Origin of the sequence: Streptomyces sp. NPDC017890, from assembly GCF_044328675.1 — a bacterium.
In the GTDB taxonomy this organism is placed as follows: domain Bacteria; phylum Actinomycetota; class Actinomycetes; order Streptomycetales; family Streptomycetaceae; genus Streptomyces.
Genome location: NZ_JBIRHU010000012.1, coordinates 20,541 through 37,590, shown reverse-complemented (window position 1 = coordinate 37,590; position 17,050 = coordinate 20,541). Strand labels below are relative to the sequence as shown.

At 70.8% G+C, this 17,050-nt stretch carries 19 protein-coding genes and 1 tRNA gene; 6 read left to right on the top strand and 14 right to left on the bottom strand.

Annotation, left to right across the window (positions count from 1 at the left end; all coding sequences use genetic code 11):
• Positions 1 to 18 precede the first annotated feature (18 nt).
• Positions 19 to 1,017 (bottom strand): RNA polymerase sigma factor RpoD/SigA, encoded by a 999-nt coding sequence (locus ACH4F2_RS17405; protein ID WP_398133557.1) that lies wholly within the window; start codon positions 1,015 to 1,017, stop codon positions 19 to 21.
• Positions 1,018 to 1,257: 240 nt separating this feature from the next.
• Between ACH4F2_RS17405 and ACH4F2_RS17400 the strand changes: the two genes are divergently transcribed.
• The gene (locus ACH4F2_RS17400; RefSeq protein WP_398133556.1) at positions 1,258 to 1,776 is read left to right on the top strand and encodes a GNAT family N-acetyltransferase; all 519 of its coding nucleotides are present in this window, start codon (positions 1,258 to 1,260) and stop codon (positions 1,774 to 1,776) included.
• A 22-nt stretch (positions 1,777 to 1,798) separates the two neighbouring features.
• Here ACH4F2_RS17400 and ACH4F2_RS17395 read toward each other — a convergent pair whose 3' ends face one another.
• On the bottom strand, positions 1,799 to 2,584 hold the full coding sequence (locus ACH4F2_RS17395; RefSeq protein WP_398133555.1) for a dioxygenase: 786 nt from the start codon (positions 2,582 to 2,584) through the stop codon (positions 1,799 to 1,801).
• A gap of 117 nt (positions 2,585 to 2,701) precedes the next feature.
• On the opposite strand from ACH4F2_RS17395, the gene ACH4F2_RS17390 reads away from it, so the two are divergent.
• Complete coding sequence (locus tag ACH4F2_RS17390) at positions 2,702 to 3,217, top strand: MarR family winged helix-turn-helix transcriptional regulator (RefSeq protein WP_398133554.1); 516 nt, start codon at positions 2,702 to 2,704, stop codon at positions 3,215 to 3,217.
• Between the two features lie 114 nt (positions 3,218 to 3,331).
• On the opposite strand, the gene ACH4F2_RS17385 is transcribed toward ACH4F2_RS17390, so the two are convergent.
• A complete protein-coding gene (locus ACH4F2_RS17385) occupies positions 3,332 to 4,891 on the bottom strand; it encodes an MFS transporter (protein ID WP_398133553.1) in 1,560 nt (519 codons plus the stop codon).
• 285 nt (positions 4,892 to 5,176) lie between these two features.
• Positions 5,177 to 5,830, bottom strand: a complete 654-nt coding sequence (locus ACH4F2_RS17380; protein WP_398133552.1) for a TetR/AcrR family transcriptional regulator — start codon at positions 5,828 to 5,830, stop codon at positions 5,177 to 5,179.
• 325 nt (positions 5,831 to 6,155) lie between these two features.
• On the opposite strand from ACH4F2_RS17380, the gene ACH4F2_RS17375 reads away from it, so the two are divergent.
• The 3 genes from ACH4F2_RS17375 (at position 6,156) to ACH4F2_RS17365 (ending at position 9,363) form a co-directional block, all read left to right on the top strand.
• Positions 6,156 to 7,442, top strand: coding sequence for a M6 family metalloprotease domain-containing protein (locus ACH4F2_RS17375; protein ID WP_398133551.1), 1,287 nt, complete (start codon positions 6,156 to 6,158; stop codon positions 7,440 to 7,442).
• Between the two features lie 117 nt (positions 7,443 to 7,559).
• Positions 7,560 to 9,224 carry an IclR family transcriptional regulator C-terminal domain-containing protein gene (locus tag ACH4F2_RS17370; protein WP_398133550.1) on the top strand — a complete coding sequence of 555 codons (1,665 nt, stop codon included), beginning with the start codon at positions 7,560 to 7,562 and terminating at the stop codon, positions 9,222 to 9,224.
• A gap of 63 nt (positions 9,225 to 9,287) precedes the next feature.
• Positions 9,288 to 9,363: transfer RNA gene (locus ACH4F2_RS17365), tRNA-Arg, on the top strand.
• A 68-nt stretch (positions 9,364 to 9,431) separates the two neighbouring features.
• Here ACH4F2_RS17365 and ACH4F2_RS17360 read toward each other — a convergent pair.
• The 10 genes from ACH4F2_RS17360 to ACH4F2_RS17315 all read right to left on the bottom strand — a co-directional run bounded on the left by ACH4F2_RS17360 (position 9,432) and on the right by ACH4F2_RS17315 (position 16,372).
• Positions 9,432 to 10,586: a tyrosine-type recombinase/integrase gene (locus tag ACH4F2_RS17360; protein WP_398133549.1), complete on the bottom strand. Its 1,155-nt coding sequence runs from the start codon at positions 10,584 to 10,586 to the stop codon at positions 9,432 to 9,434.
• Entirely contained in the window at positions 10,586 to 10,780 is a 195-nt protein-coding gene (locus tag ACH4F2_RS17355; protein ID WP_398133548.1) for a helix-turn-helix domain-containing protein, read from the bottom strand. The genes ACH4F2_RS17360 and ACH4F2_RS17355 overlap by 1 nt, the downstream gene beginning before the upstream one ends.
• Positions 10,777 to 12,177, bottom strand: a complete 1,401-nt coding sequence (repSA, locus tag ACH4F2_RS17350; RefSeq protein ID WP_398133547.1) for a replication initiator protein RepSA — start codon at positions 12,175 to 12,177, stop codon at positions 10,777 to 10,779. The genes ACH4F2_RS17355 and repSA overlap by 4 nt, the downstream gene beginning before the upstream one ends.
• Positions 12,178 to 12,266: 89 nt before the next feature.
• On the bottom strand, positions 12,267 to 12,584 hold the full coding sequence (locus ACH4F2_RS17345) for a SpdD-like protein (protein ID WP_398133546.1): 318 nt from the start codon (positions 12,582 to 12,584) through the stop codon (positions 12,267 to 12,269).
• 23 nt (positions 12,585 to 12,607) lie between these two features.
• Entirely contained in the window at positions 12,608 to 12,763 is a 156-nt protein-coding gene (locus ACH4F2_RS17340) for a hypothetical protein (protein WP_093456560.1), read from the bottom strand.
• Positions 12,764 to 12,774: 11 nt separating this feature from the next.
• Positions 12,775 to 12,966 (bottom strand): mobile element transfer protein, encoded by a 192-nt coding sequence (locus ACH4F2_RS17335; RefSeq protein ID WP_007388789.1) that lies wholly within the window; start codon positions 12,964 to 12,966, stop codon positions 12,775 to 12,777.
• A gap of 32 nt (positions 12,967 to 12,998) precedes the next feature.
• On the bottom strand, positions 12,999 to 13,652 hold the full coding sequence (locus tag ACH4F2_RS17330) for a DUF2637 domain-containing protein (RefSeq protein ID WP_398133545.1): 654 nt from the start codon (positions 13,650 to 13,652) through the stop codon (positions 12,999 to 13,001).
• 85 nt (positions 13,653 to 13,737) lie between these two features.
• A complete protein-coding gene (locus tag ACH4F2_RS17325) occupies positions 13,738 to 15,093 on the bottom strand; it encodes an FtsK/SpoIIIE domain-containing protein (protein ID WP_398133544.1) in 1,356 nt (451 codons plus the stop codon).
• A 3-nt stretch (positions 15,094 to 15,096) separates the two neighbouring features.
• Positions 15,097 to 15,453 (bottom strand): hypothetical protein, encoded by a 357-nt coding sequence (locus ACH4F2_RS17320; RefSeq protein ID WP_011028865.1) that lies wholly within the window; start codon positions 15,451 to 15,453, stop codon positions 15,097 to 15,099.
• Between the two features lie 139 nt (positions 15,454 to 15,592).
• Positions 15,593 to 16,372 carry a GntR family transcriptional regulator gene (locus tag ACH4F2_RS17315; RefSeq protein WP_398133543.1) on the bottom strand — a complete coding sequence of 260 codons (780 nt, stop codon included), beginning with the start codon at positions 16,370 to 16,372 and terminating at the stop codon, positions 15,593 to 15,595.
• Between the two features lie 18 nt (positions 16,373 to 16,390).
• Between ACH4F2_RS17315 and ACH4F2_RS17310 the strand changes: the two genes are divergently transcribed.
• Entirely contained in the window at positions 16,391 to 16,855 is a 465-nt protein-coding gene (locus ACH4F2_RS17310) for an NUDIX hydrolase (RefSeq protein WP_390056893.1), read from the top strand.
• Positions 16,856 to 17,050 lie beyond the last annotated feature (195 nt).

The following is a 17,050-nucleotide window of genomic DNA, read 5'->3' as shown; positions in this document are numbered from 1 at the left end:
GCGACCTCCGCGACCGCCTTACGCCGCCGCCTCGAAGCCAGTGTCACGGGCCAGCTTCTTCAGCTCCAGCAGCGCGTGCTTCTCGATCTGCCGGATGCGCTCGCGCGTGAGGCCGTGCTCCTTGCCGACCTCGGTCAGCGTACGCTCGCGGCCGTCATCGATGCCGTACCGCATCTTGATGATGGAGGCCGTGCGCGGGTCGAGACGGCCGATGAGGTCGTCGAGCTCCTCGCTGCGCAGCAGCGTCATCACCGACTGCTCGGGCGACACGGCGGAGGTGTCCTCCAGCAGGTCGCCGAACTGGGTCTCGCCCTCGTCGTCCACCGACATGTTCAGCGAGACGGGGTCGCGGGCCCAGTCGAGGACGTCGGTGACGCGCTCCGGCGTGGAACCGAGCTCGGCGGCGATCTCAGCGGGCTCCGGCTCACGGCCGTGCTCGCGGTTGAACTCGCGCTGCACACGCCGGATCCTGCCCAGCTCCTCCACCAGGTGGACGGGCAGCCGGATGGTGCGCGACTGGTCGGCGATGGAGCGGGTGATGGCCTGACGGATCCACCACGTCGCGTACGTCGAGAACTTGAAGCCCTTGCGGTAGTCGAACTTCTCGACCGCGCGGACCAGGCCGGCGTTGCCCTCCTGGATCAGGTCGAGGAGCGGCAGGCCGCTGCGCGGGTAGCGACGGGCGACCGCGACGACCAGACGGAGGTTGGAACGGATGAAGACGTCCTTCGCCCGCTCGCTCTCCTCGATCAGGGCCTGGAGCTCCTCCCGGGTGGCGTCCGCCCCGGTCTCCTCGTAGCCTTCGAGGACCTGCCGCGCGAACACACCCGCCTCGATGGCCTGGGACAGCTCGACCTCCTTGGCGGCGTCGAGCAGCGGGGTCCGTGCGATCTCGTCGAGGTACATGCCGACCAGATCGCGGTCGGCGAGCTCACCGCCGGCTGCGCGGACGCTGGTTGCCGCGTCGGAGGTCCCGCCGGTGGCGGACTTACGACGGGCGACGGCACGGGTTGCCATGCGTGCTCCCTTGCGATGGTGGTTCAGCGGGTGGTCCGGGTGGTCCTGTGGGTGCGCGGCACCATGTGTGGGTCGTCTCCGGTACGGTCTCGGATCTCGTCGTGTCCGGTCCCTGTCGGGACTCTCCTCGGGTGCCCTGCATCCGATGGAAACAACGACTGGAATCCGGACAGAATTCCCAACCCGCCCCCCGATTTTTCTGATCATGCAGTACCCTGTGCCGCCACATGAGGAGGCACGATGCCGTCGGCACGTACAGAGGTCCAGGTCAGGCCGGGAGTCGAGGGCGACCTCGAGGCCCTCACCGACCTCTACAACCACTACGTACGTGAGACGCCCATCACGTTCGACACCGAGCCCTTCACCCCGGAAGAGCGCCGCCCCTGGCTGCTCTCCCACCCTGAAGACGGCCCGTACCGGCTGAGGGTTGCCACGGACGCGGACTCACAGGAGATTCTGGGGTACGCCACATCCAGCCCTTATCGCGCGAAGCCCGCGTACGGAACCTCGGTGGAGACCACCGTCTACGTCGCCCCGCACTCCGGCGGCCGGGGCATCGGCACGCTGCTCTACACGGCCCTCTTCGAGGCGCTGGCGGCCGAGGACCTGCACCGCGCGTACGCCGGCATCGCACAGCCGGGCGAGGCCTCCACGCGCCTGCACGAGCGCTTCGGTTTCCGGCACGTCGGCACGTACCGCGAGGTGGGCCGCAAGTTCGGCCGGTACTGGGACGTCGCCTGGTACGAGAAGCCGCTGTAGTCCGCCCCCGTGGGGCGAACCCTCAGCCGAACTGCACCGACCGCTTGGCCAGCCCCATCCAGAACCCGTCGATCACGGACTTCCGCAGGTCCAGCCCACCGGCCGCGTCCGCCGCTCCCATCGTCACGAAGAGCGGGGCGAAGTGCTCCGTGCGCGGGTGGGCGAGCAGGCCCGCCGGGGACTTGCGGGCGAAGTCGAGCAGCCCGTCCACGTCACCGGCCTCCAGCGCGCGCCGTCCCCAGTCGTCGAACTCCGCGGACCAGGCGGGTACGCCGGCCTGGCGCAGCGCGGCGAGGTTGTGGGTGAAGAAGCCGGAGCCGATGATCAGCACGCCCTCGTCGCGCAGCGGCGCGAGCCTGCGGCCGATCTCCATGAGCCGCGCCGGGTCGAGGGTCGGCATGGAGGCCTGGAGGACCGGGATGTCGGCGCCGGGGTACATCTCGACGAGCGGGACGTACGCGCCGTGGTCGAGGCCGCGGCCGGGGACGTCCTGCACGGGCGTACCGGGGGCGCGCAGCAGCTTGCGTACGGACTCGGCGAGCGCGGGTGCGCCGGGAGCCTCGTAGCGCACCTGGTAGTAGTGCTCCGGGAAGCCCCAGAAGTCGTGTACCAGGGGGACAGTCCGGGTGGCGCCGAGGGCGAGCGGGGCCTCCTCCCAGTGGGCGGAGACGACGAGGACGGCCTTGGGGCGCGGGAGGGCGGCGGCCCACGCGGCGAGTTCGCCGGGCCAGACGGGGTCGTCGGCGAGCGGCGGGGCGCCGTGGCTGAGATAGAGGGCGGGCATGCGCTCCTGGGTGGCGGCGGACATGAGGGCGACTCCCGGTGACGTGAGACGAATTGCTTGAACTATCAATCTTCCCCTCGTGCGTGCGAATCTACGCCAGCTTTGTTTAATGTTCAAGAAGTGGTTCCGTACGATGGATACATGAACACGGCACCCATCCCGCCCCCCGCCGACGAGCCCCGCTGGCTCAGCGCCGAGGAACAGCGCGTCTGGCGCTCCTACATCGAGGCCGCCACCCTCCTCGAGGACCACCTCGACCGACAGCTCCAGCGCGACGCGGGCATGCCGCACGTCTACTACGGCCTGCTGGTCAAGCTCGCCGAGTCACCGCGGCGACGGCTGCGGATGACCGAGCTGGCCCGGTACGCGAAGATCACCCGTTCCCGCCTCTCGCACGCCGTCGCCCGCCTGGAGAAGAACGGCTGGGTACGCCGGGAGGACTGCCCCTCCGACAAGCGGGGTCAGTTCGCCATCCTCACGGACGAGGGGTACGAGGTGCTGAGCCGGACCGCGCCCGGCCACGTGAACGCCGTACGCCAGGCCGTCTTCGACCGGCTCAGCCCCGAACAGCAGAAGTCCCTCGGCGAGATCATGCGGATCGTCGCCGAGGGACTTCAGCCGAGCGAAGCGGGTGCGGACCTGCCCTGGCTGCGCTGAGCGCTCGGCCGGGGCAGCCAGGACAGGTCCGTGGGAGCCGTGCGTGAGGGGCGTCCCCTCCCCCCGCGCACGGATGGAACGTCGGGGCCCCGAGGGGTGAAGCGTCCGGCGCCGTCAGTGGGCGATGACCGGCACCGGGAGCTCGTCCTCGACCGCGTCACCCGAACCGGAACCCGGCCCGGTGACGACGTTGCCGCCCGGCCGGCCCGCATTGACGAAGGTCAGGGCGATCACGGCCGCCGCGACCAGGATGCCGACGGCGAACCAGATCGCGCTGGCGTAGCCCTGCACCTGGCCCTCCAGCTGGACCAGCTGCTGCTGGGAGCGGGAGGACGCGCCGCCGATGTGGTCGGCGATGTAGGACGTGGTGGCCGAGGCGGCGATCGTGTTCAGCAGCGCCGTACCGATCGCGCCGCCCACCTGCTGCGAGGTGTTGACCATCGCGGAGGCGACACCGGAGTCCCGCGGCTCCACACCCATGGTGGCCAGGGACATGGCCGGCATGAACGCCGTACCCATGCCGAGGCCGAGCAGGAGCATGCCGGGCAGCAGCACGGCGGCGTAGGAGGTGCCGATCTCCAGCTGGGTCAGCAGCAACATGCCGACGGCGGCGACCAGGAAGCCGGGGCCCATCAGCAGCCGGGGCGCGACCCGGGTCATCAGACGGGTACCGATCTGCGTGGAGCCCGTGATCATGCCCACGACCATCGGCAGGAAGGCGAAACCGGTCTTCACCGGCGAGTAGCCCTTCACGATCTGCAGGTAGTAGGTCAGGAAGAGGAACAGACCGAACATCGCGATGATCGCCAGGCCGAGCGAGAGGTAGATCCCGCCCCGGTTGCGCTCGGTGACCACGCGCAGCGGCAGCAGCGGGGTCTTGACCTTCGACTCGACGACCACGAAGGCGAGGAGCAGCACGGCGGAACCGACGAACATGCCGACCGTCACCGCGTCGCTCCAGCCCTCGGACTCGGCGCGGGTGAAGCCGTAGACGAGGGCGACCAGACCGAGGGTGGACAGGATGACGCCGGGGATGTCGAGCGGCGAGCGGTTGCGGCCGCCCTGCGGCTCACGGATGACGAGGTACGCGCCGGCCGCGGCGACGATCGCGAACGGGATGTTGACGAAGAACGTCCAGCGCCAGTTCAGGTACTCGGTGAGGAAACCGCCGAGGATCAGGCCCACGGCGGCACCGCCACCGGCGATCGCACCGTAGATGCCGAAGGCCTTGGCACGCTCCTTGCCGTCCGTGAACATCACGGCGAGCAGGGAGAGCGCTGCGGGCGCGAGCAGCGCGCCGAAGACGCCCTGGAGGGCGCGGGAGCCGAACATCATCGCCTCGTTAGTGGCCGCCCCGCCGAGCGCGGAGGCGGCGGCGAAGCCGGCCAGCCCGGTGACGAAGGTGCGCTTGCGGCCCCACAGGTCGGCTATCCGCCCGCCGAAGAGCAGCAGGCCGCCGAAGGCGAGGGCGTAGGCCGTGACGACCCACTGCCGGTTGCCGTCGGAGATGCCGAGGTCCTGCTGGGCGGAGGGCAGGGCGATGTTCACGATGGTGGAGTCGAGGACGACCATCAGCTGGGCGAGCGCGATGAAGACGAGCGCTTTCCAGCGGCCGGCGTCAGGGACGCCGGGAGCGCCGGAAGCGCCGGGAGCCTTGACGGCTGTTTCAGACATGGGGGTACCCACTTCGGGACTTCGTGACGGAAAAAGGTGAGTAAAGGGACGACTCGCCTACGGCGACGGCCACCGGGGCCGCCATCCGCTGTTCAGACGGTCAGGCGTCGTGTCGATCGGTCATGCGTGATGCGTGTCGGACGGTCAGGCGTCGTGTCGAACGGTCATGCGTGATGCGTGTCGGACGGTCAGGCGCGCGAAGTCATGCGCGAAGTCATGTCGGACGGTCAGGCGCGATGCGTGTCGGACGGTCAGGCGTCGTATCGAACGGTCGAGGTCACGGAACTACTGCTCGCAGGGCCGGCGCAGGTCCTCCAGGGTCACGGCCGCGCCCGGCAGGGCCGAGCGGGCAGGAGCCCGCAGCCCGTCCAGGAACAGCTGCAGATGGCGGTGGACGAACCGGTCGGCGCTCAGGCACCCCGTACCGGCCGGGGGCCGGCTCAGCTGGGCCGCGGCGATCATCAGATCGCCCACGCCCACGTCGGTACGGAGCTGACCGGCCGCCTTCGCCCGGTCCATGACCTCGGCGACGAGCCGCTCGACCCGTTCGCGCGCCGCTTCCAGGTCGGGATGGTGCTGGTCGAACGTGCTGGACACCATGGGGCACAGGGCACTGATCCGCTCGTCGGCGGAGACGTGCACGAAGCGCTCCAGCGCCTCGAAGGCGTCACCGGTCTCCGCGAGAGCGAGCTCGGCCGCCCGTGCCGTACGGTCCATGACCGAGCAGACGACCTCGCGGACGAGGGCGTCGCGGTCGGAGAAGTTGCGGTACACCGTGGCGTTGCCGACGCCGGCCCGGCGGGCGACGTCGTCGAACGGCACGTCGGGGCCGTGCTCGACGAACATCTCCCGGGCGGCGGCGACGATCCGCTCCCGATTGCGCAGGGCGTCGGCGCGGGGCCGGGTCACCTTGTGCCGCTCGGCGGGTGCGGTCTGCACGGCGTACTCCTTGGACGACTGGGCTGGCGATCCGGGGAGGAAATCCCCGCTTCGCTCGGACACAGGGCTAAACGGGGAAACGATCCCCGGTTATTTCCCGAACCCGGGGAGATTCACCGTGACCTGCGTCACAGCGGGTTCGTCGTCCGGAGCACCCTCCGTCTGCAGCCACCGGACGCCCCGGCCAGGCCCGTCCCCCGGCCGGCGGCTACCCGCGGGAAACCCACGATCGGCCTTTCCAGCGCGCGCCCGCCCACCCCTCGGCACAGGGTGATCGCAAGGGTGCAGCCGGTGTCCGGCGGCTGCCGTGGTCCGGGAGGTCTGCATGCCGCCGCAGCCGCAGAGCCGCCGGATACGCCCGCGCCGGCTGGCCGCGATCACGACCGTCACCGTCGTGACCCTCGCGGTCAGCACGTCGGCGGGCACCGGCCCGCTCACGCCGAGCACCACGGCGTCGGGCCCCGGCCCGGCCACCCTCTCCCGGTCCTCGGCGCACGGCCCCTGCCTGATCAGCGGCGGCCCCGAGATCCAGATGTCAGAGGGCGTCCCGACCTCCGCCGGCTACGCCCGTTCCACCGGCACCGTCCGCGCCCTGACCCTGATGATCGACTTCTCGGACGCGCCCGGCGAGGGCAGGGCGCTCGACCGTTACGCGGAGTTCTTCCCGAAGACCGAGGAATGGTTCCGCACCAGCTCCTACGGCCGCCTCGACTACCGCCCCGAGACCCCGATCCGCGACTGGCTGCGGATGCCGAAACCGTTCGCCGAATACGGCATAGAGCGCGGCGCCCCCTTCGACCCCGGCTACCGGAGCCTCGTCCAGGACCTGGTGGCGGCGGCGGACCCGAAGGTGGACTTCCGGTCGTACGAGCTCATGAACGTGCTGGTCACTCCGAACGCGGGCCCCTCCGCCCTGGACACGGTCCTGTCCGTCACCTTCGCCGGCAACACCGAGGCACCGGTCGCCGACGGCGTCCCGGTGGCCAACGCGTCCTTCGTCTACTCCCGCCAGGACGACGGCTCCGGCTCCTACGACGACACCGGCTACCGGGTGCTCCCGCACGAGAACGGCCACGTCTTCGGCCTGCCCGACCTCTACACCCAGGAGGGCGGGGGCGCGGTCGGCCACTGGGACATCATGAGCGAGGACTGGGGCGCCAACAACGACCTCATCGGCTGGCACAAGTGGAAGCTGGGCTGGCTGGACCGCTCCCAGGTGCACTGCGCGTCGACTCCGGGGACGACGGAGTACACACTGACACCGCTGGCCCGCAGGGACGGCGACAAACTGGTGGTCGTCCCGCTGGACGGCACGTCCGGCTACGCGGTCGAACTGCGCACGCGCGAGGGCAACGACGAGGTGGTGTGCCGGCCGGGCGTGCTGGTCTACAAGGTCGACGCGGACGTGGACACGGGAATGGGCCCGGTGACCGTGTACGACTCCCGCCGGGACAGCGGCGGCTGCACCCGCAGCCCGAACATCCACGCCGAACTCTCGGACGCCGCCTTCACACCGGGCGAGACCTTCAAGGACCCGCGCCGGGGCATCACGATCGCGGTGTCGGGTGCGGACCTGAAGGGCGACCACCAGGTGCGGATCACCCGCAGGTGACCGCATGGCGCCCGGACCGGCAGCCGACGCGACCGCCGCACCGTCCGACCGCCCGACCACCCTCCTGCTCGCCCGGGATTACGGTAGGCCTGCCGCGACCGCCGTACCGGAGAGCCGATGCCCGCCAACACCACGAACGACGCCGCCCACGTGGCGGCCGCCGCCGCACCGGGTACCGAAGGCACACCCGTGACCCCCGATGCCCGGGAGGCGGTCACGCCGGCCGGGGCGGAGGCGCCGGCCGAGGCGGTGGCACCCCTGCTGCGCGGAATCGCCGTACTGCGGCACCTGACCGAGGCGGACGGCGGCACCCTCAGCCTCAGCGGCCTGGAGAAGGCCACCGGCCTGGCCCGGGCCACGGTCGACCGCGTCACGGCGACCCTCGCCCGCATGGGATACGTCCGCCTGGACGGCCGCGACGTGACCCTCGCCCCCCGCCTGACGGAACTGGGCAACGCCTACCTCGCCGCCCTCCGCCTCCCCGCCCTCCTCGCCTCCCGCGCCGACGCCCTGGCCGACGAGCTGGACGAGTCGGTCTCCCTGGCGGTCGGTGACCGCGACGGCATCCGCTTCATCCACCAGGCCACCCGTCGCCGCGCCATGTCCCTGAGCTTCCGCATCGGCGACCTCCTCCCCGCCGAACGCACCGCGCCGGGCCCGCTGTTCGCCACGGAGTGGACACCGGCCGACTGGCGCCACTGGCACCACCGCCGGGCGGCGGACCCGGAGGACCGCACCTTCCCCGCCGTACCCCCACGCGACCGCACCACCCGCGACCAGGACTTCGAGGACCGCACGGCCGCCGCGGCGTCCGACGGCTACTCCCTGGACGACCAGCTGATCGAACCGGGCCTGGTCGCGGTCTCGGCCCCCGTACGGGACCCGGGCACCGGCCGGGTGGCATGCGTGGCGAGCGTGGTGAGCCACACCAGCCGCCACACGGCCGAGGACCTGCGAACGACCCTGCTCCCCCGCCTCCGCGCAACGGTGCGGTCGATGGAGAACGACCTGCGCACCACCCCACCACCGGAGCCGGGAATCCCCCGCTCCGGCCTGGCCACCTGGACGGCCGCGTCGAAACACGAACTGGGCCGGGAGTTCGTGGAATCCCTGGCCCGCGGCCTGACGGTACTGACGGCCTTCGGCGAGGACCGCCCGGCGCTGACCCTCACGGAGGTCGCCAGGGCGACGGGCCTCGCCCGGGCAACGGCACGCCGGGCCCTGATCACCCACGAACACGCGGGCCTGGTGGCGGCCACCTCCGACCGGACCTTCACCCTCACCCCCCGAGTCCTCTCCCTCGGTTTCCCGCCCCTCTCCCGCACCTCCCTCCCCCAGATCGCCCAGCCCCACCTGACCGCCCTCGCCGACCGCGTCCACGAGTCGGTCTCGCTGGCCGTCCTGTCGGACTCGGGCGAGGAGATCCAGTACACGGCCCGGGCGTCCACGAGCCGCGTGATGAGCGCCCGCATCACGGTCGGCACCCGCCTCCCCGCCCGCGCGACCGCACCGGGCCACGTCCTGCTCTCCCTCCCGGAGACACGCTCGCAGGGCTACGCCCTGGTCGACGAGGAACTGGAGGCCGGCCTGCGCTCCATCGCGGTCCCGGTACACGACCGCACGGGCCGCGTGGTGGCCGCGCTGAACGTCGCGATGCACGCGGCCCGCCGCACGGCAGCGGCCTGCGTGACGGACATCCTGCCGCTCCTTAAGGAGACGGCGACCCACATCGAAGCGGACCTGCGAGTCGCGGGCCGCTTCCGCCCGATCCCCCTGACCTGACCACCCAACGCCCTCCACCCCACCCGCTACACTGTCGGCGGTGGCACAACCACACCACCACCGGCCTTCGTAGCTCAGGGGATAGAGCACCGCTCTCCTAAAGCGGGTGTCGCAGGTTCGAATCCTGCCGGGGGCACCAGGGAAAAGGCCACCTACGGATTTTCGTAGGTGGCCTTTGACATCCACTTCTGACATCAACGGACGCGGTCACTCCCGGCTGGGACGCCGCTTCCTGAGCAGCCGGTCCATGTGGCTCATGGCTTCCCGCTGCGTGTCCTGGACAACGTGTGTGTAGACGTCCATGGTGATGCTGATCTGGGAGTGCCCGAGGATCTCCATCACGACGCGGGGCGCGACTCCGGCCGCCGTGAGAAGCGTGGCGGTGCCGTGCCGGGCGTCGTGTAGCCGGATGACGCGGAGGCCTGCAGATTCGGCGACGCGGGTGAAGGAGCGGTAGACGTTCCGCGGCTCGACCTGGCGGCCGGTACGGGTGGTGAAGACGTAACCGGACTCCTGCCACTGCTCCCCCGCCTTGATCCGAGCAGCCGCCTGCCGCATCCGGTGCCAGCGCAGAGGCGCGATGCAGAGGGCGGGCAGCGGGACGGCTCGGCGACGGCGGCTCTTGGGATCATCGTCGTAGAGGACGCCCCGACGGCGCTGCGTCTGCTGGCGGACGTAGAGAACGCGGCTGTCGAGGTCGAGGTCCGACCAGCGCAGGCCGATGATCTCTCCCCGGCGGAGCCCCATGGCGATGGCGAGCACGAAGGCCGCGTACAGCGGGTCCTTTCGTGAGGCCGCGAGGAAGTCGAGCGTCTCGTCGAGGGTCCAGGGCTTCAGTTCGCGGTTGTCGGTACGGGGCGGCTCGACCAGCTTGGCGACGTTGCGCGTGATCAGTTCCTCGCGGCAGGCGGAAGACAGTGCCGACCGGAGGACGCGGTGGGATTCCTTGGCGGTCGCCGCAGTCGTCTCCTTCTCCAGACGGACGAGGAAGCGGCGCACGTCGGCGACGCTGAGGGATTCGAGCCGCTTGGCGCCGAGCAACGGTACGAGGTAGAGGCGGAGGTGCGCCTCGTACTTGTCGTACGTGCTGAGTTTCCGCCGAGGCTTGATGACGTTGTCCAGCCAGTAAGGCAGCCACTCGGAGAGCTTGGCCGACTTGGTGGGCACGGGCACGCCCTGGTCCACTTTGGCCAGCAGCTCCCGGCGCTTGACGTCGCACTCGGCCCAGGTCTTGCCGTAGGCGAACTTGCGAGCGCGGGTGCCGTCCGGCTGGAGGACGTACACGGCGCACTGGTACCGGCCGTCCTTGCGTTTGGTGATGGTGCCGGCGCCGTTCGGATTGCGCTTGCGCGGACCAGCCATCAGGCAGCCTCCTCGATCTGGCCGAGGACGAAGTCCCGAACAGCAGCAGCGGGGACACGACGCGCCCCATCGATCTTGATCGAGACGAGTCGACGCGAGCGGATCAGGTCATAGACCTTCGAGCGCCCGACCTTGAGACGCGCCATGACTTCCGGCACGGTCAGCAGCTCGGCGGTGGCAGTGGCGGTGGTCATGCGGCGGCTCCTTCCAGGGCCAGTTGGTCTTGCAGTGCTTCGCGTGCGTTTTCCCGGTTGAGCTGGAGGTTCCGGGCGATGGTGGCGGCGAGAGCGGATTCACCGGGGGTGTGGCCGTGTCCGGCGTATTGCCAGTCGGTGAGGATGAGGACGGTGTCCGGCTCACGGTCGTCCAGGGCGAGGGCGGTGTGTTCCTGGGCGGCGCGGTAGTCGGCGCGTGTCTGGCGCAGGGCCCCGAGGGTGGTGGAGTAGCGGCGGGACTTGGAGGAGAAGTGGCCGCGGAAGCCGAGCATGTGAGCCCAGGCCCAGAGGCGCCGGTCCGGGTAGAGGCGGTCCAGGTCCCGGCATGCGGTGATGAGTCGACGGGTGTGGTCCGGGACGTGGTGGCGGTCGAGTTCGGCGAGTTCGCCGATACGGCGGTCAAGGGTGCCGGTGTTCTCGGCGGCTTTGGTGGAGTACTTGGCGACGTAGGAGGCGACGGCCTGTTCGGTGATGTCGGAGCCGTCGCCGAAGGCCTTCACCGGGCGCACATCGAGCTGTGTGCCCCAGCGGAAGGACCGGGCCGGTTGGTCCCCTGCGGCCGGGACGGAGACGGACGTATAGGAGTGCGCCGCAGCGGCGTGGATCGCGTCGGCGAGGAGGCCGACCGTTGCCCAGGCAGGCGGGGGCGTTCCGGGCCCGTCCGGTCCGTCGAGCCGGATCACGGCGTGAAAGTGCAGGGCCCCACGCTTCTGGAATTCGGCGACCTTGCCGTAGGAGACGCGGAGTCGGTCGGCGAGTTCTCGGCGGGTGAGGCCGGCGCGGGCGGCGAGTTCGCGGCGCAGGCGGGTGGTGAAGCGCTGCCACAGCTGCCCTGCGTGGTTGTTGAACAGGACTGCGCCCGCATAGTCGTACGTCGCCGGGTCGAGGGCGGTGCCCAGTTCCCGTGCGTCCGGAGCGTGTTGGGTGCCGCAGCGGCAGGCGCCGTGATCGGGCCGGTTGTGGACCGGCCCGAAGGAGGGAGCGGTGAGCGTGGCGAACACGCGCGGGTGATCCCTCACCGTGTTGGGGACGTCTCGGCGGTCGTCTCCGGCCAGGCCCGCGCGAATGAGGTGGTAAGTGTCGCCCGCGTAGGTCCAGGCGCAGGAGGGGCAGCGGGAGGCGCGGCGGTTGCCGCAGGCGAGGCGGAGGCGTCCGCCGGGCTCCACGGCGGTCGTGTAGTGGTGCAGGGTCTCGCCGGTGGTCTTGTCCTTGTGGAGGGTCCAGCCGGTGAGGTGGATGGGGTCGGAGCAGCCGCCGGTGCGGCGGATCTGGTCTTCCCAGCGGGTGTAGTCGGGGGCCGAGGCGACGCGGAGGAGGTCGCCGAGAGTGGTCGGGTCGAGCAGCGGGGCATGCGCGGTCGGGGCGCGGTGCGCCATGCTGGGTGCTTCCTTCCGGTTGTGAGATCGGTTGTGGACGGCGCCCGGGCGGCGGATGCTTGGCGGTATCGAGGCCGCCCGGGTGCCGGTCAGCGTCGCTTGGCGTCGGCCTGGACGAGGGAGCGGATCACCAGGGCGCAGACGGCGACCGAGGCGCCGGTGATGGCGACGGCCAGGAGCATCGAAACGAGCACGGCGCCGACGACCAGGACGACGGCCGTTCCGCCGCCGACGAGAGCGAGGGCGGTGCCGGGGGTGAGCTGCACCGTGGGCCGGGACGGCGCAGGAGCGACCGGAGCAGGAGGCGGAACCTGCGCACTCGGTACGACGGCGGTCGGCTCCACGAGCACGGGCGGCGTGAGGTGGCGGGCGGGCGTGGGGTTAGTCGGGATCTTCGGGCGGAGCATCGGTGTTCTCCCTTCGAGTTGTGCTACTTGACGAAGCCGTTGACGACGGGGGCCAGCACGCTGTCGGCGATCAGGAAGCCGCCGAGGAGCAGTACGGCTATGAGCCACCAGGGCGGGCGGATGAGCTTGACGCCGAGGTAGCCGACGGCGAGGAGCGCGAGCCAGAGCGGGACGTTCATCGGGTGGCCTCCTAGCTGACGCGGCAGCGGTGGGTGCGGGCGGCGAGCTGTGCGGCGGACTGGCTGGAGTAGTCGGCGGACCAGCCGCAGCGGTCGTTGGTGCACACGGCGGCGTGTTTGGTCTGGCCTCGGCGGTCGCGGTGGGTGCCGATCTGCACGGGGCCGATCCGCATGACGGAGTGGAAGAAGTCGCGGGCGGGCATGTCAGTCGATCTCCTCTCGTATCGCGGTCATGTCATTTGAGTTGGGCAGCGATGACGTTGGCGAGGTGAGGCGGGACGCCGAGGCGGGCGCGGAGGGTGTCGGTGTCGATCGGGGCGCCGGTGCGAGCGTGGTGGTCGTCGGCGACCTTGCGAGCGTGGTCGACGAGCGCGGCCGGGACCGGCACGGCCGTGGGCAGGGCGGGAGTTTCCTCGATCTGCGAGACGACGGGAGGTTCGGGCGCCGGGCGCGGCTCAGCGGCGGCCGTCTCGGGCGCGGGGTCCGGAGTCGGGACGGAGGGTGCCGGCGGAGTCGGGGCGGGGTCCGCGGGCGAGTGGGCGAGGAGGGTGCCGCCCATGAAGGCCAAGGCGGGCCAGGCGGCGACGAGGATGCGCAGCCAGGCCGGGACGTCGCCGAGGTCGAGGAGCCCGGCGGTGGCGACATTGGCGCCGAGCGAGGCGACCAGGGCGATGAGGAACCAGCACCAGGCCAGCCGGGACGGCCCGTCGGCACGCAGCCGTCGCCAGGCGGCGACCAGGAGCAGGTCGACCGAGACGGGATAGGCCCAGGCCTTCCAGCCGGTCTGTCCGGCAGCGGCGGCGAGGTCGTGGAGGTGGGCGAAGGACAGCGCCCCGGCGATGACGGCCTGAACGAGTACGGCGTCGATGCGGAGAGCGGGGCGGGCCATCACGGCTCCTTCCTGTGATCAGGCATGGCGGGGGTAGGGGCCCGGCGCGAAGGACGGTCGCGCCGACCGTGGGAGGGGGGAGGTGTCAGGCGGTGGCGGGGGCTGTCTTGGACAGCGGCGCACGGGCCGAGGGCAGCGGTGAGACCGCGGGCCGGAAAGGCGCGAGGGCGGGCAGCTCGGGGGTGCGGTCGGCGTGCTTGTTGCAGACGTTCACGGCCTGGCGCAGCGTGGTGTGCGGGGCGCGGATGCGGTGCCAGCCGCCGGTGGAGTCCCCGGCGATGGCGATTCCGCGTGTCTCGGCGGGAATCTGGATGGCGGCGAGGACGGCGTCCGGGGCGATGTCGCCGAAGGCCATGTGCGCGGACGTCTCGTCGTTGACGCGGTGGGCGGTGCGGCCGGTGAGCTGGGCGCGGAGCATGGTGATGCCCTTGCCGAGTTCGGAGCCGAAGCGCTGCCCGCAGATCTCCAGGTAGACGCCGGCGGCGCGGCCGAGCTGGGCGAGGCGGACCAGGGCGGTGATGATCCGGTCCCGGCGCTTCTCTTCCTCCTTGCTGGCGAAGAGCGCGAGTTCGGCGACCTCGTCGACCAGGACGACGACCGGCACCGGCCGCAGGTCCTCGGGCAGGTCCCAGATGTCGGCGGCGATCTCCGCATCCGGCACGGCGACGCTGATCCGCTGTTCGGCGCGGATGAGCTGGTACACGTCCTGCATGTGGGACACCAGCGCTTCCAGCAGCTCCAGCGCGGTGTCGGGGTTGTCGGCGAGCGCGGAGAACCGTCGGGCCAGCGGGAACAGTTCGACCCCTTGCTTGCAGTCGATGCCGACCAGCGCGACGTGGTGCGGGGCGAGCCCGGCGACGAGGTTGCGTTGATAGACGGACTTGCCGGACTCCGTGGCGCCGAGGGTCAGGCCGTGCGGGACGGCGCGGTAGTCGCGGTAGTGCACCGAGCCGTCCTCCCGCAGTGCGACCGGGACACGCATCGGCCGGGTGTCGGTCTTGGTCGGCATCTGCACCCGCTTGAGCACGTCGTAGCCGGTCATCCGGATCTCGACCACACCGGAGCGCAGCTCACGGGAGGTGACGCCGTACATCGCGAAGGAGTGGCGCAGCCGGTCCGAGGCGGCGGCGACGTCGAAGGCGTCCTGTCCCGGGCGGAGTTTGAGCCGGAGGACCAGGCCGGTGTGGGTGGGCCGCAGCCGCAGGATGCGCGGCGCGCGGGATTCCGGTGCCGGGCGGTTGGCTATCCGGGCCAGCATGAGGCGCCAGCGCGAGGGCGGGACCGTCAGCCCGCAGGCCTCCATGACGGAGGCGTAGCGGACCAGGACGCGTACGGCAGCGAGGGTGACCCCGAAGGTCATCCAGTACCAGGCGGGACGCCGCCACCGCAGGAGACCCGCAGCGGCGACGACCACCAGCAGTAAGACCGTCGGCCACGTCATGGCTCAGGCCGCCTTCGAGCCCGTGTCCGTGGTGGCCAGCGAGGTGACGGCGACCGCGCGGAAGGCGATGCCGTGCCGCTTCTGGCCGTTGAACTCGTTCTCCCACGGCCGGGCGACCAGCCCCGTGAGCGCGGCCGGGGTGCCCATGGTCAGGTCACCGGAGATGCCGGTCTCCGGGACGGTGACGGACAGGATCTCGACTTCGTCGTTGGCCGCGAACATCACGTCCACGGTCATCAGCTTCGCGCCGGTCTCGGCGTCGGTGGCGATCTCGCCGGTACGGCGGTCACGCACCTTGGGCTGCGGGGTCTTGGCGACCATCACGGTCGCGGCGGAGGTGTCGACGGGGATCTGACGCACAGCAGAACACTCCTCTATAGATGCCGAACTCCGTCACTCATGTACATGAGTGACATGAAGAAGAGTGCATCACTCCTGTACATGAGTCAACCCGCCGCGACATTGAAGTCACGACGGGTTGCGGGAAGTTGAGCGAGCGTCAGTCGGCGGCAGGGATCCGGTACTCGAAAACGAACTGGTCAGCGGCCATGAGCGTGTCGCAGACCTCCACCACGACTCCGGCGGTCGTACGGGCCTCCCGGATCAGGTGAACCACCGGCGCACCCGGACTCAGCGCCAGCTCGGAGGCTTCCGCCTTGGAGGCCGGCCGCGCTTGCAGCGTCTCGACGAACTCTGCGAACTCGTGCCCGTGGTCTTCGAGTCGGGCGTAGATGCCACCGCCGCCGGGGTTCTCGGCGAACAGCTCGGGGATGTCCTTGACGACGTCCCACGGGAGGTAGGAGGAGGCGGTCTCGACCGGGGTGCCGTTGCGGAAGTAGAGACGCCGCCGGGCGAGCACCTGAGTGCCGGCGGGGACGCCGAGCCGCTGGGCGGTATCCGCGGGGGCTTCCATGGGACCGATGTAGAGGACGCTCACCTTGGCAGTGGCGCCGGACTGTGCGGACTCCGCGAGGTAGGCGGCCTTGCCGCCCTGGCGGAGCGAGCGCCGGAAGCGGTCGGAGGAACGGTGCCGCACCGGCGGCCTGTCCTTCACGATCGAGCCCTTGCCGTGCCGGGTCTCGACGAGCCCGCTCGCCCGCACCTCGACCATGGCCTTGCGGATCGTGCCGCCGGACACGCCGTAGCGCTCCACCAGCTCCGATTCACTCGGCACCATGTCACCGGGCTTGAGCACACCCGCCCGGATCTGCCGCACGATCTCGTCCGCGATCTGCACGTACCGAGGCCCGGACCTGCCCCCCTCTACCGTAGTTTCCATAGTCCTTCTCTGCCTCCTATGCTCCTGTACATGAGTCAACCACAGGAAGCAACGTCGACGCCCCTGCACTCCGTATCCGTAGCCGGAGTCGTCGTGCGCGAAGACGGCCGCCTCCTAGCCATCCGCCGAGCCGACAACGGCACCTGGGAACTCCCCGGCGGCGTACTCGAACTCAACGAGACCCCAGAGGCCGGCGTAGCCCGCGAAGTCTGGGAAGAGACCGGCATCCACGTCGAGGTCGACGAACTCACCGGCGTCTACAAGAACACCACCCGAGGCATCGTCGCCCTGGTCTTCCGCTGCAAGCCCTCCGGCGGTACCGAACGCACCTCAAGCGAGTCAACTGCCGTCTCCTGGCTCACACCCGACGAGGTCAGCGACCGCATGTCCGAGGTCTACGCGATCAGACTCCTGGACGCCCTGGACGGGGCCGGCCCCCACGTACGAAGCCACGACGGCAAGCACCTCATCCCAGCGGGATAAGACTTTCCCTACTTCATCAAGGTCCGCGCACGGCGCGGGCGCGCGCCGCCTCTGCGGCGCGGCCTGCCTCCTGTCTGCGCCCCGGCTGGCCGCGCCCGGCGGCGCGCTCGGCGGCTGCGGGCATGAAGTGGGGAGACACCCTCTGTGGCTGGGGCGGTCGGCTCCACGGCTTTAGGCAGCCACTTTGGGGCGAGC

Bases quoted from the DNA above. Each gene is read 5' to 3' on its own strand.
- ACH4F2_RS17355 (WP_398133548.1), bottom strand. From the start codon at position 10,780: ATGACCACCGCCACTGCCACCGCCGAGCTGCTGACCGTGCCGGAAGTC.
- ACH4F2_RS17335 (WP_007388789.1), bottom strand. From the start codon at position 12,966: ATGCCCGCCCGCGACTTCTTCCACTCCGTCATGCGGATCGGCCCCGTG.
- ACH4F2_RS17315 (WP_398133543.1), bottom strand. From the start codon at position 16,372: ATGGAAACTACGGTAGAGGGGGGCAGGTCCGGGCCTCGGTACGTGCAG.
- ACH4F2_RS17400 (WP_398133556.1), top strand. From the start codon at position 1,258: ATGCCGTCGGCACGTACAGAGGTCCAGGTCAGGCCGGGAGTCGAGGGC.
- ACH4F2_RS17325 (WP_398133544.1), bottom strand. From the start codon at position 15,093: ATGACGTGGCCGACGGTCTTACTGCTGGTGGTCGTCGCCGCTGCGGGT.
- ACH4F2_RS17390 (WP_398133554.1), top strand. From the start codon at position 2,702: ATGAACACGGCACCCATCCCGCCCCCCGCCGACGAGCCCCGCTGGCTC.
- ACH4F2_RS17370 (WP_398133550.1), top strand. From the start codon at position 7,560: ATGCCCGCCAACACCACGAACGACGCCGCCCACGTGGCGGCCGCCGCC.
- ACH4F2_RS17330 (WP_398133545.1), bottom strand. From the start codon at position 13,652: ATGGCCCGCCCCGCTCTCCGCATCGACGCCGTACTCGTTCAGGCCGTC.
- ACH4F2_RS17385 (WP_398133553.1), bottom strand. From the start codon at position 4,891: ATGTCTGAAACAGCCGTCAAGGCTCCCGGCGCTTCCGGCGCTCCCGGC.
- ACH4F2_RS17360 (WP_398133549.1), bottom strand. From the start codon at position 10,586: ATGGCTGGTCCGCGCAAGCGCAATCCGAACGGCGCCGGCACCATCACC.
- repSA (WP_398133547.1), bottom strand. From the start codon at position 12,177: ATGGCGCACCGCGCCCCGACCGCGCATGCCCCGCTGCTCGACCCGACC.
- ACH4F2_RS17345 (WP_398133546.1), bottom strand. From the start codon at position 12,584: ATGCTCCGCCCGAAGATCCCGACTAACCCCACGCCCGCCCGCCACCTC.
- ACH4F2_RS17340 (WP_093456560.1), bottom strand. From the start codon at position 12,763: ATGAACGTCCCGCTCTGGCTCGCGCTCCTCGCCGTCGGCTACCTCGGC.
- ACH4F2_RS17310 (WP_390056893.1), top strand. From the start codon at position 16,391: ATGCTCCTGTACATGAGTCAACCACAGGAAGCAACGTCGACGCCCCTG.
- ACH4F2_RS17395 (WP_398133555.1), bottom strand. From the start codon at position 2,584: ATGTCCGCCGCCACCCAGGAGCGCATGCCCGCCCTCTATCTCAGCCAC.
- ACH4F2_RS17375 (WP_398133551.1), top strand. From the start codon at position 6,156: ATGCCGCCGCAGCCGCAGAGCCGCCGGATACGCCCGCGCCGGCTGGCC.
- ACH4F2_RS17405 (WP_398133557.1), bottom strand. From the start codon at position 1,017: ATGGCAACCCGTGCCGTCGCCCGTCGTAAGTCCGCCACCGGCGGGACC.